General features: G+C 62.3%; 16 protein-coding genes and 1 tRNA gene. 6 read left to right on the top strand and 11 right to left on the bottom strand.

Annotation, left to right across the window (positions count from 1 at the left end; all coding sequences use genetic code 11):
• Positions 1-4: 4 nt before the first annotated feature.
• From M3465_RS07040 to ccoN, 6 genes are all read right to left on the bottom strand, one after another.
• A complete protein-coding gene (locus M3465_RS07040; RefSeq protein WP_249501031.1) occupies positions 5-466 on the bottom strand; it encodes a FixH family protein in 462 nt (153 codons plus the stop codon).
• Positions 466-1902 (bottom strand): cytochrome c oxidase accessory protein CcoG, encoded by a 1437-nt coding sequence (gene ccoG, locus M3465_RS07035; RefSeq protein ID WP_249501030.1) that lies wholly within the window; start codon positions 1900-1902, stop codon positions 466-468. Before ccoG ends, M3465_RS07040 begins: the two co-directional genes overlap by 1 nt.
• A gap of 341 nt (positions 1903-2243) precedes the next feature.
• On the bottom strand, positions 2244-3116 hold the full coding sequence (ccoP, locus tag M3465_RS07030) for a cytochrome-c oxidase, cbb3-type subunit III (protein ID WP_249501029.1): 873 nt from the start codon (positions 3114-3116) through the stop codon (positions 2244-2246).
• Complete coding sequence (locus M3465_RS07025) at positions 3113-3310, bottom strand: cbb3-type cytochrome c oxidase subunit 3 (RefSeq protein ID WP_249501028.1); 198 nt, start codon at positions 3308-3310, stop codon at positions 3113-3115. Before M3465_RS07025 ends, ccoP begins: the two co-directional genes overlap by 4 nt.
• A gap of 9 nt (positions 3311-3319) precedes the next feature.
• A complete protein-coding gene (gene ccoO, locus M3465_RS07020) occupies positions 3320-4162 on the bottom strand; it encodes a cytochrome-c oxidase, cbb3-type subunit II (protein WP_249501027.1) in 843 nt (280 codons plus the stop codon).
• 12 nt (positions 4163-4174) lie between these two features.
• Positions 4175-5785 (bottom strand): cytochrome-c oxidase, cbb3-type subunit I, encoded by a 1611-nt coding sequence (ccoN, locus tag M3465_RS07015; protein WP_249501026.1) that lies wholly within the window; start codon positions 5783-5785, stop codon positions 4175-4177.
• Positions 5786-5986: 201 nt separating this feature from the next.
• On the opposite strand from ccoN, the gene M3465_RS07010 reads away from it, so the two are divergent.
• Complete coding sequence (locus tag M3465_RS07010) at positions 5987-6826, top strand: universal stress protein (protein WP_249501025.1); 840 nt, start codon at positions 5987-5989, stop codon at positions 6824-6826.
• Between the two features lie 14 nt (positions 6827-6840).
• On the opposite strand, the gene M3465_RS07005 is transcribed toward M3465_RS07010, so the two are convergent.
• Together M3465_RS07005 and M3465_RS07000 are read right to left on the bottom strand one after the other, a co-directional pair.
• Positions 6841-7491: a GntR family transcriptional regulator gene (locus tag M3465_RS07005; protein WP_249501024.1), complete on the bottom strand. Its 651-nt coding sequence runs from the start codon at positions 7489-7491 to the stop codon at positions 6841-6843.
• A 30-nt stretch (positions 7492-7521) separates the two neighbouring features.
• Positions 7522-8211 carry a M48 family metallopeptidase gene (locus M3465_RS07000; protein ID WP_249501023.1) on the bottom strand — a complete coding sequence of 230 codons (690 nt, stop codon included), beginning with the start codon at positions 8209-8211 and terminating at the stop codon, positions 7522-7524.
• Positions 8212-8316: 105 nt separating this feature from the next.
• Here M3465_RS07000 and M3465_RS06995 point away from each other — a divergent pair, with 105 nt between their 5' ends.
• Both M3465_RS06995 and M3465_RS06990 read left to right on the top strand, forming a co-directional pair.
• Entirely contained in the window at positions 8317-8634 is a 318-nt protein-coding gene (locus M3465_RS06995) for a TIGR02300 family protein (protein WP_249501022.1), read from the top strand.
• A gap of 67 nt (positions 8635-8701) precedes the next feature.
• A tRNA-Ala gene (locus tag M3465_RS06990) sits at positions 8702-8777 on the top strand.
• 139 nt (positions 8778-8916) lie between these two features.
• Here the strand turns inward: M3465_RS06990 and M3465_RS06985 are convergent.
• Positions 8917-9204 carry an HU family DNA-binding protein gene (locus M3465_RS06985; protein ID WP_249501021.1) on the bottom strand — a complete coding sequence of 96 codons (288 nt, stop codon included), beginning with the start codon at positions 9202-9204 and terminating at the stop codon, positions 8917-8919.
• A gap of 185 nt (positions 9205-9389) precedes the next feature.
• Entirely contained in the window at positions 9390-10874 is a 1485-nt protein-coding gene (locus M3465_RS06980) for an AMP nucleosidase (RefSeq protein WP_249501020.1), read from the bottom strand.
• A 121-nt stretch (positions 10875-10995) separates the two neighbouring features.
• Here M3465_RS06980 and M3465_RS06975 point away from each other — a divergent pair, with 121 nt between their 5' ends.
• The 3 genes from M3465_RS06975 (at position 10996) to M3465_RS06965 (ending at position 13571) form a co-directional block, all read left to right on the top strand.
• A complete protein-coding gene (locus M3465_RS06975; RefSeq protein WP_249501019.1) occupies positions 10996-11985 on the top strand; it encodes a DNA topoisomerase IB in 990 nt (329 codons plus the stop codon).
• Between the two features lie 96 nt (positions 11986-12081).
• Positions 12082-12945, top strand: a complete 864-nt coding sequence (locus M3465_RS06970; protein ID WP_249501018.1) for an SDR family oxidoreductase — start codon at positions 12082-12084, stop codon at positions 12943-12945.
• Positions 12942-13571 carry an exopolysaccharide biosynthesis protein gene (locus tag M3465_RS06965; RefSeq protein ID WP_249501017.1) on the top strand — a complete coding sequence of 210 codons (630 nt, stop codon included), beginning with the start codon at positions 12942-12944 and terminating at the stop codon, positions 13569-13571. Before M3465_RS06970 ends, M3465_RS06965 begins: the two co-directional genes overlap by 4 nt.
• Here M3465_RS06965 and dxs read toward each other — a convergent pair.
• Positions 13568-15493: a 1-deoxy-D-xylulose-5-phosphate synthase gene (gene dxs, locus M3465_RS06960; protein WP_249501016.1), complete on the bottom strand. Its 1926-nt coding sequence runs from the start codon at positions 15491-15493 to the stop codon at positions 13568-13570. The two genes, M3465_RS06965 and dxs, sit on opposite strands and share 4 nt — an antisense overlap.
• Positions 15494-15498 lie beyond the last annotated feature (5 nt).

Genomic DNA, 15498 nt, shown 5'->3' with positions numbered 1-15498 from the left:
GGCTTCAGCTTTCGACCTTCAGAACGACGCGCTGTTCGAAGGGCGTGCCATCGAGCGCGGTAGCTTTCATGCGGATGTTCCAATTGCCGGGCCGCAAGCTTTCACGGGCGACATAGGCCTTGCCGTCGAAGGAAAACTCCGGCTTGCGATCGTCCTGCACATGGGTCGCGCGGCCCAGCACCGCGTCGAGCGTGCCGGCCTGCACGGGCCGGCCATCGGCATCGGTGATGCTGAGGATGAGCAGCCCGCCCGTCGCCTTGGCATCAACCGTCCAGCCTAGCGATTCCTGATCGGCCCGGCGTTCGTCGAAATGCTGCGAGGCGACGTAGGAATTGTCGACCTCGACCCCCGGAAAGGTGCTGATGGCGGAATAGGCCAGCACGAGGTTGACCGAAATGATGACGGCGAAACACCCGCCAAAGATCGCCAGCGCATGCCAGCCGGTCAGTTTGCGTTCCTTCGCCATCAGTTGCCCTTTCCGTTGAAGATCGATTCCTTCGACGCGCGGTGCCCATTGGTCAGATCTTCGACCCAGAGCCGCAATTCGCTGCGTTCGGCCTCTGCCGGATCGGATCCTGCGGGCGCCAGCACATAGACGCGTTGCAGGTAGGTCTGGTTGGCGGGGACATTTACCACGTCGCCGTCCACACCTTCGAGATCCATCTCCAGCGCCGGATGGCCGGTGATCGACATTTCGAATGGCCGATCTTCGCCATGCTTGTTGAGCAGCCGCACATCATAGGTGTTGCGGATTGTTCCGTCCGAGAGGGTCACGAAGGTCGGATTACGCACCGGAGCGACCGACATTTCAATATCCGGGCGGATGAAGAGCGCGAAGACCAGCCCGACGCCGACCAGCGCCCAGAGCGCGGTATACATCATCGTGCGGACGCGGAAGATGTGATACCAGGCCGACCGGGGCGTCTCTCCGGCGCGTTCGCGCGGCTCGTCGGACAGGGCGATATAGTCGATCAACCCGCGCGGCTTGCCGATCTTGGCCATGATATCGTCGCAGGCGTCGATGCAGAGCGCGCAAGTGATGCACTCCATCTGCTGACCGTCGCGGATGTCGATCCCCATCGGGCAGACGTTCACGCAGGCCATGCAGTCGATGCAATCGCCGAGCTGTTCGGAGCCTTCGGATTTACGGTGCTTGCCGCGCGGCTCCCCGCGCCATTCGCGATAGGCGACGGTCAGCGTGTCCTCGTCCATCATCGCGGCCTGGATGCGCGGCCAGGGGCAGGCATAGATGCAGATCTGCTCGCGCGCGAAGCCACCGAAGAAGAAGGTCGTCGCCGTGAGAACAAGCATCGTCGTGTAGGCGACCGGATGGGCCTGGCCCGTCACCAGATCGACGAGCAGCGTCGGCGCGTCGGTGAAATAGAACACCCAGGCCCCGCCGGTGGCCAGCGCGATCAGGAACCACGTCACCCATTTCGTGACGCGCAGACGCGCCTTGCGGAAATCGAGCTTTTCCTGCCGGTGCAGGCGAAGCCGCGCGTTGCGGTCTCCCTCGATCCAGCGTTCGACGAGAATGAAGAGATCGGTCCACACGGTTTGCGGGCAGGCGTAGCCGCACCAGACACGCCCCAGCGCCGAGGTGAAGAGGAAGAGGCCCAGACCGGCCATGATGAGCAGGCCCGCGACGAAATAGAATTCGTGCGGCCAGATCTCGATCCAGAAGAAGAAGAACCGCCGATGCGCCAGATCCACCAGCACCGCCTGATCGGGCAGTGCCGGCCCGCGATCCCAGCGAATCCAGGGCGTCACGTAGTAGATGCCCAGCGTGACGATCATGATGATCCACTTGAGATTGCGGAAGCTGCCCGAAACGCGCTTGGGAAAGATCGGCTCTCGCGCGGCGTAGAGCTTGGGCGGGGTCTGGTTATCTGTATGAGACACGGAAAACGGTGCTCCGAATATGGGAATTTCTCGATGGTCTTTTTTCAGGCCACGAAGCGCCAGACATTGACCTGCATCAAATACTGTATCTTTAATTCAGGTTTTCAGGGGCGGGCCGATATTTCGACGGGAAACCAACGGCTTTCGCCCGCTGAACCTCCGTGAATGTCGGGCGAGCATGATGCAGGCGCCTTGCGCCACCGCACACGTATTGCCCGCGCGGCATGTTTTCCAGAGGCGCGCCAGCACGTGCGACAATGTCACCTGCCGGAAAAGGAAAACCCGGCGCTCCGTTCACGGGAGCGCCGGGCAAGGCCGCCGGTTGAGGGCGGTTTGGGGTGTTATTCGACAGTGGCCTCGCCGCCGCCGAGCCCGTGAACGTAGGTCGCAACGGCGCGGATTTGCGCTTCTCCGAGCCGGTCGGCCCAGGGGGGCATCACGCCGAAGCGCGAGTATTCGACCGTTTCCATGAGCGTGTCGTAATCCCCGCCATAGAGCCAGATCGCATCCGTCAGGTTCGGCGCGCCCTGGAAGCGGTCTCCGGTTCCGTCCTCCATGTGACAGGCCGCGCAATTGTCCAGGTAGACCGTCTCGCCCGCCTCCACGAGGGACGCGTCATTCGGCTCGCCAGACAGCGACATCACGTAATTGACCACCTGAACGATCTCTTCCCCTTCGAGAAGGTCGCCGAAAGCGGGCATCTCGGAATAGCGCGCATCGGGGTCGTCCTCGTTGCGGATACCGTGGGCGATGGTCTCGTGGATCGCCTCGATATCGCCGCCCCAGAGCCAGTCATCGTCCAGCAGGTTCGGATAGCCTTTGGCACCGGCAGCCCCGGAGCCGTGGCACTGCGCACACCAGGTGCGGAAGACCGCGGCGCCTGCGTTCTGGGCGTATTGCTGCAACTCGGGATCGTTCTGGATCTCGGTCAGTTCGACCGAAGCCAGCGTTTCGTTGATCCCGGCATTGGCCGCCGCGAACGCGTCGATATCCTTGGCAACCTCGGCGCGGGTGGAATAGCCCAGAAGCCCCGGCGTTGCCTCGCGGATGCCCGGCCATGCCGGATAGGCGATGGTATAGAGCACGCCCCAAACGATGGTCGCGTAGAAGGTCCAGAGCCACCAGCGCGGCAGGGGTTTGTTGTATTCCTTGATGCCGTCCCATTCGTGGCCGGTTGTCTCGTAATCGAGATCGTCGTCTTTCTTGTCGCTCATTTTTTCGACTCCTCGGAATCATCGCGTGATTCTGCGGGTTTATCTTCATGCCGGAACGGAATGTTCTTGATATCGCGGTGCTTTTTGTTGCTCCCGGGGCGGATGACCCAGAGGATCACCGCCACGAAGAACAGGAACAGGACGAGAAGCATCCAGCTGTCGGCAAAGGTTCTGAGAAATGAATAGGTTTCCATTCTCTCGTCCTAGCGGTTGTCGACCGGCGTGAAGGTCGAGAAATCCACCAGCGTGCCGAGCATCTGCAGATAGGCGATGAGCGCGTCCGCTTCGGACACTCCCGGCTGACCGTCGAAGTTCCGCACGTTGACCTTCTCGCCATAGCGTTCGAGCAGACCGTCGTAATCGGAGTCCGGATCGGCCTGCGCCCGGAAATCGGCCACGGCGGTCTCGATCATCTCGTCGCTATAGGGGACACCGATGAAGGCATGGGTGGACAACAGGTCATCCACATGCTCGCCGTCGATCAGGGTGCTTTCGAGATAGGCGTATTTCGGCATCACCGATTCCGGCACGACCGATTGCGGATCGCGCAGGTGGTCGAGGTGCCAGTCATCCGAATACCGTCCACCCACACGGGCCAGGTCCGGCCCCGTCCGCTTCGAGCCCCACTGGAACGGATGGTCATACATCGATTCCGCGGCGAGCGAGTAGTGACCGTAGCGTTCCACCTCGTCGCGCATCGGACGCACCATCTGGCTGTGACAGACATAGCAGCCTTCGCGTATATAGATGTCCCGGCCGGTGAGTTCGAGCGGCGTGTAGGGACGCATGCCCTCGACTTCCTCGATCGTGTTGTCGAGATAGAAGAGCGGCACGATCTGCACCAGACCGCCGATGCTCACCACGATCAGGCTGAAGACGAAAAGCAGCGTGATGTTCGTCTCGATGAACTTGTGCTTGTCGAAAAAGCTCGTGTGGTGCGGCAGCTCGTTCGGGATCTCGTCGGGGAAATCCTTGAGCGTGGAGACGTGCGGATCCTTGTCGGGATCCGTGATCTGGTCGTTGTTGGGGGTTTTCTTGTCGGCCATTGATCCGATCTCCTATTCGGCCGCGACGGCTGCGGAAGTGGCCGCGGCTTGTTTCGCCGGGCTGCGCTTCACAGTCATCCACAGGTTGTAGCACATGATCAGGGCACCGGTGAGATACATCACACCGCCCAGCGCGCGCACGACATACATCGGGAACTTGGCGCTCACCGTGTCGGCGAAGCTGTTCACGAGGAAGCCGTTGGCATCCACTTCGCGCCACATCAGGCCTTCCATGATCCCCGTGACCCACATCGAGGCCGCGTAGAGGATGATGCCGATGGTGGCGAGCCAGAAGTGCCAGGAAACCATGCTCAGGCTATAGAGCCGCTCGCGGTTCCACAGGCGCGGCACGAGAAAGTAGAGCGCGCCGAAAGTGATCATGCCGTTCCAGCCAAGCGCGCCGGAATGGACGTGACCGATGGTCCAGTCGGTGTAATGCGACAGCGAGTTGACCGCGCGGATCGACATCATCGGGCCTTCGAAGGTCGACATGCCGTAAAAGCCGAGCGAGATCACCATCATGCGGATCACCGGATCGGTGCGCAGCTTGTCCCAGGCGCCGGAAAGCGTCATCAGACCGTTGATCATGCCGCCCCAGGACGGCATCCAGAGCACGACCGAGAACACCATCCCGAGCGTCGCGGCCCAATCGGGCAGCGCGGTGTAGTGCAAGTGGTGCGGACCGGCCCAGATATAGAGGAAGATCAGCGCCCAGAAGTGGATGATCGACAGTTTATACGAGAAGACGGGGCGTTCGGCCTGTTTGGGCACGAAGTAGTACATCATGCCGAGGAAGCCCGCGGTCAGGAAGAAGCCCACGGCGTTGTGGCCATACCACCACTGAACCATCGCGTCCTGCACGCCCGAAAAGACCTGAACCGACTTGGAGCCGAAGATCGACACAGGGATGCTGAGGTTGTTGAAGATGTGCAGCATCGCGATCGTGATGATGAACGCGAGGTAGAACCAGTTGGCCACATAGATATGCGGCTCCTTGCGCTTGACGATGGTGCCGACGAACACCGCCAGATAGGCGACCCAGACGATGGTCAGCCAGATATCCGTATGCCATTCCGGTTCGGCATATTCCTTGGATTGCGTGGCCCCGAAGAGATAGCCGGTCGCGGCGAGAATGATGAACAGGTTGTAGCCCCAGAAGACGAACCAGGCCAGATTGCCGCCCCAGAGTCGCGCGGCGCTGGTGCGCTGGACGACGTAGAAGGACGTTGCGATCAGGGCGTTGCCGCCGAAAGCGAAGATCACCGCCGAGGTGTGCAGCGGACGAAGGCGCCCGAAATTGCCATAGCCGTGCAGCCAGTCGAAATTGAGCTGCGGAAAGGCAAGCTGGAAGGCGATATAGGTTCCCACCAGGAACCCGACCACGCCCCAGAAGGCCGTCGCGATCACGCCGTAGCGGATCACGCCGTCCATGTAGCTGGCTTCCAGCACCCGCGCCGGAACCGGCTCATCCGTCCGGCGCAGCACCCACAGAAAGAGCCCGGCAGATACCAGCATCACGATGATGGCATGCACCTGATAGGCCAGATCGCGCGCGTAGCTGGCCGCGATCATCGCGAAAAGCGTGACCAGGCCAAGCGCGATCAGCTTGATATAGTTCATCATTGTTCGTCCCTTCGTCATACCCGCGCGGCAAGATCCCGCGCGGGCGGTTATTTAGACTGTGCCCTTATCGCGGATTCCCGCCGAACGTATCTTTGATCTGCATCAATAAAATAGCGCTCGCGGTTTGACGGGTATCAAAGCGCGGTCCCCGAAAACAAGGGAAGGCTCGACAGGAAAGCCGTATCAACGAAGGGATCGAAGATGTCGTTCAAAACAATTCTGGTGGTGGTAACCGACAGCCTCCATCTGGAAAGCACTATTTCTCAAGGGATTGGCATGGCCGAGGCGCTCGATGCGCATATCGATGTCGTCTGCCTCGGCGTCGATAGGACGCAGACCGGCTATTACTATGCCGGCATGAATGCCTCGATGCTGCACGAGACCGTCCGGCAAGCACAGAACTCGGCACAGACGATGGCCGCCAAGGCAAAGAAGCTGATGGAAGGGACCGGCCTGCGCTGGAGCGTCAACGAGGCGATCTGCCAGCTGGCAGATATCACGCGCACGGTGGCGTCCTATGCACGGTTCTCCGATCTGGCGATTTTGCCCCGCCCCTATGGCGAGGATCGCGGAGTCGAGGTCGAACCGGTGGTCGAGGGAGCGCTTTTCGAAGGTCAGGCGCCCGTGATCGTCCTGCCGACCAAGGGCAAGGCGCTTCAGATGCCGAAAACTGTCGCCATCGGCTGGAACGAAAGCGCCGAGGCGCTGCGCGCCGTGCGCAGTGCACTGCCCTTCCTCAAATCGGCGCAAACCGTTCATATCGTTGTCATCGATCCGCCGCAGCACGGGCCGAACCGCTCGGACCCGGGCGGTCAGCTTTCCGCCTATCTCGCGCGGCATGGCGCGAAGATCGAAATCGATGTCGTGTCCAAGACGATGCCGCGCGTGTCCGATGTCATGCTGCGTTGCGCGAATGATATGGATGCCGACATGATCGTGATGGGCGCCTACGGCCATTCGCGATTCCGCGAGGCGATCCTTGGTGGCGCGACCCGGCACATGCTCGAAACTTCCGAAGTGCCGGTCTTCATGGCGCACTGAACCGGTCGCGGGGGCTATTTCGTCAGCAGGCGGAGCCCTTGCGTCACATCGGATCTGACCGCAAGCCTAAGGCCGGGTTCATCCCCGGCCTTCAGCGCCGCGATGATCAGCCGGTGGTATTGCGGCGCATCCGTGCGCCTAAGCCTGCCATAGAGAGAGCGCATCGTCGGGCCCAGTTGCAGCCAGACGGTTTCGGCCATCGCCAGCATCGCCGGCGCCTGCGCCCGCAGGTAGAGCGTGCGGTGGAAATCGAGATTGGTGCGCAAATAGCCCACCGCGTTACGGTTCGAAACCGCATCGGCGATGGTGCCATTGATTGCCTGCAACCGGTCGATCAGCGCAAGATGCGCGCGCGGCAGGGCACGGCTCGCCAGTTCCACCTCGATCAGCGCGCGAAGAGCGGCCAGCTCCTCGATCCGGTCGCGGCTGAGTTCGGGCGTGGCGACACGGCCAGAGGCGGACATCGACAGTGCGCCCTCGGCGACAAGGCGCTGCACGGCCTCACGGGCGGGCGTCATCGAAACGTCGAATTCGCGCCCGATCCCTCGCAGGGTCAACGCCTGACCAGGAGCGATCTGGCCGAACATGATACGATTGCGCAATCCACGATACACGCGATCATGGGCCGAAACGGTCGGCTCCGAAGGACGGGCAAGAACACTCATACGGATATGTGATCACAGCCGGCAGCGGGGTCAAGCCTCGAAACGGAAACGGTGAAGCCCCGGTCCTTCGCGCCGCAGCCAGTCGCGCGGCTTTTCATGCGGACCGTAAAGCCGTTCGACCAGCGCCCAGAAGGCCGGTGAATGGTTCATCTCCGCCAGATGCGCGACCTCATGCGCAGCGACGTAGTCCATCACGAAGCGCGGCGCGAGGATCAGCCGCCAGGAATACATCAGCGCCCCGGCAGAGGAACATGACCCCCAGCGCGAGCGCGGATCGCGCAATGTCAGCCGGCTGTAATCGCGCCCGAGCACGGCCGCATAGCGATCCGACGCGCGCCGCAGTTCTGCCCGCGCCTGTTCCGCGAGCCAGGCCCGAAGCTGCAAAAGTGCCCGGTCGGAAGCCGCCAGCGACAGACGCCCCCTTTCTGCGCGAAGCCGCTTTCCCGTGCCCTGCTCCACCGTCATCGGAACGCCCGCCACCGTCAGCCGCGTTCCAGGCCCCACCGGCACATGCGCCGGCTGCGTCGACAGATGTCGGTGCAGCCAGTTTTCCTGCTGCACCGCGAAGTCCAGCGCCTCGCGATCCGAGATACCGCGCGGCACGGTCAATGTCACCGCGCCGTCGATGCGGGAGACCCGCAAGGTCATCCGCTTGGAACGCGCGTTCCTGCGCAACGAAATGGAAATATCCGGGTTGCCCGGCAGCGTTCTGACGCCCATATACCGCTCGATCCGATCCGCGCCGCAAAGCCTTTGACACGGCTTCGCTGTTATGGCAGTTGGCGCGGATTGTCGATATGACCACGCAATTGAAGGGGATGACCCATGCCCAAGGAAGAATGGGGCGTCAAACGCCTTTGCCCGACCACCGGCAAACGCTTCTATGACCTGAACAAGGATCCGATCATCAGCCCCTATACCGGCGAAGTGGTCGAGGTGGATACCGGCAAGACCCGCATGATCGCGGCGGATGAAGCCGATCACCAGAGCAAGGCCAAGGACAAGGAAGCGCAGGACGCGGATGTTCTTGACGACGATGATGTCGATGTCGAGCTCGCCGATGACGATGTCCTGGACGATGACGAGGACGACAACGTCTCGCTCGACGAGGTCGCGGATGTTGCCTCCGAGGACGAAGATTAATTTTCCGAAGGGGCGGAATCGCGCTTGATCCCGCCCCCCGCTTTGCGTAATTGAACGCACATCAATCGGGGCCTTAGCTCAGCTGGGAGAGCGCTTGCATGGCATGCAAGAGGTCAGGGGTTCGATCCCCCTAGGCTCCACCAAAAAATTTCCCCTTAGCTTTTGCATCTTTTGCGTGCCGCCCGGATTCAGACTCCGGGAATTCCGATGGCCGGACGTCGCGTACCGAACGAAAAAGCCCGCCTATAAAGGCGGGCCATGTGTTCGTCTTATTGCGTGAACTCAGTTGTTTACACTGTCCTTGAGCGCCTTCGCGATGGTCATCTTCACGACCTTGTCGGCGTCTTTTTTGAACTGCTCGCCCGTGGCCGGGTTGCGGACCATGCGTTCGGGGCGTTCGCGGCAATAGATCTTGCCTACACCGGGGAGCGTCACGGCGCCGCCGTTCGACACCTCCTTGGTGATGATCCCGGTGACTGCGTCCAGCGCAGAGCTTGCGGTTTTCTTGTCGCTGCCCATTTCTTCGGCCAGAGCGGCCACAAGCTGGGTCTTGGTCATTGGTTTCGCCATTTCGTGGTCTCCTTCACTGCCCGATCTTGGGCCTCGTGTGCAAAAACTAACCGTATATTGAGGCAAAACACAACGATTGGTGGTCTCTTGGCAAGGGTTTTCTGCGAATTTCACCGGTTTTCCACAGGTTTCGGCCTGAAATCCTCGTGAAACGGCGTTGCTGGCGATGATTCAGAGAGAATCGGTCAGAGAAACGCGGTCTCCTCGAAACTGCGCAGCTTGCGGCTATAGATGCGTTCCAATGGCATTTCGCGGAGATTCTCCATTGCGCGAATCCCGATCATCAGGTGCCGCGCCACCTGCTTGGTGTAGAAATCCGACGCCATGCCCGGCAGTTTCAACTCCCCCTGCAAGGGCTTGTCGCTGACGCAAAGGAGCGTTCCGTAAGGCACGCGGAACCGGAAGCCATTGGCGGCGATGGTCGCGCTTTCCATGTCGAGCGCGATGGCGCGGCTCTGGCTGAGGCGTTGCACCGGGCCGCGCTGATCGCGCAGTTCCCAGTTGCGGTTGTCTACGCTTGCCACGGTGCCGGTGCGCATGATCCGCTTGAGCTCATAGCCCTGAAGCTGCGTTTCCTGCGCAACGGCCTGTTCGAGCGCGATCTGGATTTCGGCCAGAGCGGGCACCGGCACCCAGACCGGAAGATCGTCGTCGAGCACGCTGTCTTCGCGCAGATAGGCATGGGCCAGCACGAAATCGCCGAGCCGCTGCGAATTGCGCAATCCCGCGCAATGGCCGACCATCATCCAGGCGTGGGGGCGCAGAACGGCGATATGGTCGGTCGCCGTCTTGGCGTTGGACGGGCCGACGCCGATATTGACCAGCGTGATCCCCGCACCGCCGGGCCGCTTCAGGTGATATGTCGGCATCTGCGGCATCTTGAGTACTTCGGGAATGGGATCCTCAGCCGAAGTGATTTCAATATTTCCGGTGCTGACGAAGCTCGTATAGCCGCTTTGCGGATCGGCAAGCTGCGCTCGCGCATAGGCTTCGAATTCGGCGACGTAGAACTGGTAATTCGTGAACAAAACGTAGTTCTGGAAATGCTCCGGGTCGGTCGCGGTGTAATGCGCCAAGCGTGCGAGCGAATAATCCACCCTTTGCGCGGTGAACGGGGCGAGCGGCTCTTCGCCATTCGGGCCGGGCTTGGAGACACCGTTGACGATATCGTCATTCGTGGTGCCGAGATCGGGCACATCGAACACGTCGCGCAGCGTGAAATCGGCCGCGCCTTCCTGCGGCACCGTCACCGTTTCTTCGTTGGCGACGGCGAAATGAACCGGCATCGGCGTGTCGGACAGACCGATCTGGACCGGCACATGGTGGTTGGCGATCAAAAGACCGATCTGCTGTTCGAGATATTTGCGAAAGAGGTCGGGGCGGGTGATCGTCGCGGCATGGGTGCCGGGATGCGAGACATGGCCGAAGCTGAGGCGGCTGTCCACCTGGACGAAACTGGTCGTGGTAATCCGAACCTCGGGATAGAAGGCGCGGTAACGCACGCCGGGATGGCCCTTGTCCATCGCACTTTGGAAGGCCTCGCATAGAAAATCGGTCGAGAGCGTGTATAGATCGCGCAGGCGCTGAACCGCTGCCTTGGCATCGTCGAATTTTTCGGGTGCCGGCGCATCGGGCGACATGATTTCGAGATTGATCGACCGATCCTGCATATGCGCCCCATTTTTTTCGGTTCTTTGCTTGGCCCGCAAGGTGACAGCAAGAGGGGGCGGGTTCAAGCAGATGGGTTGCCCGCGGCCCGGAACCGGCGCATCGCGGCTGGCGTTTTGAGACATGTCCGACGCGCCCGATCTGATCTACTATCCCGATGACCGCCCCGGTATTCGCCGGCAGCGGCGCGGGCGCGGGTTTTCGTATCTGGCGCCCGATGGCACGCGTATAGCCGACCGCACCGAACGCAAGCGGATCACGGCCCTGGCCGTACCGCCCGCCTGGGAGGATGTCTGGATCTGCCCCCTACCCGCCGGTCATTTGCAAGCCACCGGGCGGGATGCCAGAACGCGCAAGCAATATCGCTATCACCCCGATTGGACGGCGTTCCGCGCGGCGCGGAAATACGATCATCTTGCCGATTTCGGCGAAGCGCTGCCGCGACTGCGTCGCCGCATCCTGTCGGATCTGCGCGACAACGATGCAGGCGACCGCGCCTTTGCCATCGCGGCTGTTCTGGCCCTGATCGACCGCGCCGGTTTGCGGATCGGGACGCAGGATTATGCGCGCGAGAACAAGACCTATGGCGCGACGACACTGCGCTCCCGGCATCTTGACCTGTCGGGCGACCGGCTGCGCCTGCGCTACCGCGGCAAGGGCGGGCAGATGGTGACGAAAACGCTCAAGGACCAGACGCTGAACCGGGTGCTGACGCGGCTCGATGATCTTCCGGGGCCGGAACTCATCGGCTGGATCGACGAGGATGGCGCGGCGCGGTCGGTCACGTCGGATCAGATCAACGGGTTTCTGACCGATTACCTCGACAACAGCGCGCTCACCGCCAAGACGTTTCGCACCTGGAACGGGTCGGTCGCAGCGCTCGACGCCGCACTGGCCGGGGATAAACCGACGATCAAATCGCTGTCCGAAGCCGCTGCGGAACGGTTGCACAACACGCCATCGATTGCGCGATCCTCCTATATCCACCCGAAGGTGATCGACCTCGTCGATCTTTCCGCGCGGGAGCGTGAACGGCTGGTCGGCGCCGCCGAGGACCGGACCGGGTTGCGGCGGCGCGAGGCGCAACTGCTGCATTTGCTGTCGATGGGCTGACGCATCACGCACCGCAGGAACCGCAAAGGGGATCGCATTTATGTGACAGATGTGCATTTGCCTTGCAATTCCTCGCCCGGGCATCACATTTAAGTTATGGAAAAGACACTACTTTCGCTCGGGCATGGCTATAGCGCCAGCTATCTGGCCAAACGGCTCGTGCCGCAGGGCTGGCGGATCGCCGGAACGACGCGCGACGCCGATAATTTCGACGAACTCCATGGGCAGGGGATCACACCGCTTCTGTGGGATCGCGACGCGATCCTGCCCTGGCTCGAAAACGCGAGCCATATCCTCGTATCAGCCGGCCCGTCGGACACAAGTGATCCTTCGCTTGCGTTGCTGCGCCCGGATATAGAGGCGATGGCGGACCGTTTCAGCTGGGTCGGTTATCTGTCGACCACGGGCGTTTACGGCGATGCGCAAGGCGGGTGGGTGGATGAAAATACTCCGCTCAGCCCGGCGACCCGGCGTGGCCACCGCCGGGTGCATGCAGAAGCGGCCTGGGCGGCGATCCCCGGCCTGCCGCTTCATATCTTCCGCTTGGCCGGCATCTACGGGCCCGGACGGGGGCCGTTTTCAAAGGTGCGCAACGGCACGGCGCGGCGGATCATCAAACCGGGACAGGTGTTCAGCCGCATCCATGTGGAGGATATCGCGCAGGTGCTCGAAGCGTCCATGATGCACCCGAGCCCTGGCGCGGCCTATAACCTCTGCGACGACGATCCTGCGCCGCCGCAGGACGTGATCGAATATGCGGCCCGGTTGCTTGGCGTGAACCCGCCGCCCGAGATTCCGTTCGAAGACGCCGAATTGACGCCCATGGCGCGCAGTTTCTATGCTGAGAGCAAGCGCGTTCGCAATGATCGGATCAAGGACGAATTGGGCGTGACGTTGAAATATCCGGACTATCGCAGCGGTCTGAAAGCCGTGTTCGACGCCGAGCGGGACGGGTCGTGACAGAGCCCGCCGGGCCTCGGTCCTTGACCGAGCTGCTCGATGCGCTCGATCCTGAAAGCGCCGCAACGGGGGCGGACCCCGACGCGCCTGATGCGCGGGATGGGCTGACGATACGGCAAATGCTCGATCGCGTCGGCACGCGTTCGTTCGGCGCCGCGCTTCTGGTTCCTGCACTCATACTCGTCTCGCCACTCTCTGGTATCCCGCTGATGCCCACCTTGGGCGGGCTCATCATCCTGACGATCGCCACGCAGGCGTTTTTCGGAAAGCGCCATCTCTGGCTTCCCCGGTTTCTGTCCGGCAGACGGCTGAAGGCAGACCAACTGTCCCGCGCCATCGGGTTCCTACGGCGACCCGCGACATGGCTCGACGCGCGCAGCCGCGACAGGCTTCGCCTGCTCACCGCGCCGCCGCTCGACCGTCTTGCGCTTCTCGCCGTCATCGTTGTCGCGGCGACATGGCCCTTTCTGGAAATCCTGCCGATGTTCACATCGGTCAGCGCCGCCGGCATCGCGCTCTCGGCCTTTGCCCTTATGGTGCGCGATGGCTTCGTGATGATCGGCGGCTATATCCTGATGGGCGCAAGCCTCGGCGTCGTCGTTGCGCTGTTCCTCGGGATTTTCTAGGCGCGCTTGCCCAAGGCGGCCACGTCCAGCACGTCGAGCACCTTGGCCTCGATATGCTTCGCGCTGAGACCGGCGATCTCATACATGCGCGCAGGGCTGGCCTGATCGATGAACACATCCGGCAAGACCATGGACCGGAACTTCAAACCGTCATCGAACACCGCTTCCTCGGCCAGAAGCTGCGCCACATGGCTGCCGAAACCGCCAACCGCGCCTTCCTCGATGGTGATGAGCGCCTCGTGCTCCCGCGCCAGCGTCAGGATCAGATCGCGGTCCAGCGGCTTGGCGAACCGCGCATCCGCCACGGTGGGCGTGATCCCTTTCGCGCCGAGGGCCTCGCAGGCTTTCATCACCTCGCCCAACCGCGTGCCGAAGGACAGGATCGCGACTCGGCTGCCCTCGCGAATCATCCGGCCCTTGCCGATCTCCAGCACCTCGCCGCGCGTGGGCATCTCCACGCCTTGCCCCTCGCCGCGCGGATAGCGAAAGGCGATGGGGCCGCCGTCATGCGCGGCAGCAGTGGCAACCATATGCTTGAGCTCCGCCTCATCGGCGGCGGCCATCACTGTAAAGCCGGGCAGATTCGACAGGTAGGCGATGTCATAGCTGCCGGCATGGGTCGCCCCATCGGCCCCGACCAGCCCGGCGCGATCGATGGCGAACCGCACCGGCAGGCGCTGGATCGCCACATCATGCACGACCTGATCGTAACCGCGCTGCAAAAAAGTCGAATACATCGCGCAGAACGGCTTCATCCCGCCCGCGGCCAGCGCGGCGCAGAAGGTCACGCCATGCTGCTCGGCAATACCCACGTCGAAGGTACGCGACGGGTAGCGTTCGGCGAAAAGATCGAGCCCGGTGCCATCGGGCATCGCCGCCGTCACCGCGCAAATCCGCGAATCCTCGGCCGCTTCCTGCAACAGCGCCTGCGCGAACACTTTTGTATAGCTGGGCGCATTGGACGCCGCTTTTTTCTGCTCCCCGGTGATCACATCGAATTTCGCGCGCGCATGGCCCCTGTCGGCGGCATCTTCGGCGGGCGGATAGCCCTTGCCCTTCCGCGTGGCGACATGCAGCAGGATCGGCCCGTCGGCACGGTCCTTCACCGTGCGCAGAAGCGGCAGAAGCTGGTCGAGATCATGCCCGTCGATCGGCCCGACATAGGAAAAGCCAAGCGCCTCGAACAGCGTGCCGCCGATGGCCATGCCCTTGAGCATGTCCTTGGCGCGCTTCGCGCCCTCGCGGAACGGCTCCGGCAGGAAGCTGACCGCGCCCTTGGCCGCTTGCTTGAGATCCTGGAACGGCGCACCGGCGTAAAGCTGCGACAGGTAGGAGGACAGCGCCCCCACGGGCGGCGCGATGCTCATCTCGTTGTCGTTCAGAATGACGATCAGCCGCTTGCCCAGCGCGCCGGCATTGTTCATCGCCTCGTAGGCCATGCCCGCACTCATCGCGCCATCGCCGATCACGGCAATCGCATCGCCCAGCCCGCCCTCGCAACTTCCGCCCAGATCGCGCGCCACGGCATAGCCGAGCGCGGCGGAAATCGAGGTAGAGCTATGCGCCGCGCCGAACGGATCGTAGGGCGATTCCGAGCGCTTGGTGAATCCTGAAAGCCCGTTCTCCTGCCGCAGGGTGCCCATCCGGCTCCGCCGCCCGGTCAGGATTTTGTGCGGATAGCATTGATGCGAGACATCCCAGATGATCTTGTCGCGCGGCGTATCGAACACCGCATGCAGCGCGACCGTCAGCTCGATCACCCCGAGCCCCGCGCCCAGATGACCGCCGGTGCGCGACACGGCGGCGATGGTCTCCTGCCGCAATTCCTCGGCGAGTTGTCCGAGCTGGCGGTCGGAAAACCGCTTCAGATCGGCCGGCGATGCGACCGTGTCCAAAAGCGGGGTGTCGGGTTCATGCGACATGAGCC

The organism is Marivita sp. GX14005, from assembly GCF_023370775.1.
GTDB lineage: Bacteria > Pseudomonadota > Alphaproteobacteria > Rhodobacterales > Rhodobacteraceae > Marivita.
The sequence above is the reverse complement of the archived record's forward strand: the minus strand, read 5'-3'. Positions and strand labels throughout refer to the sequence as shown.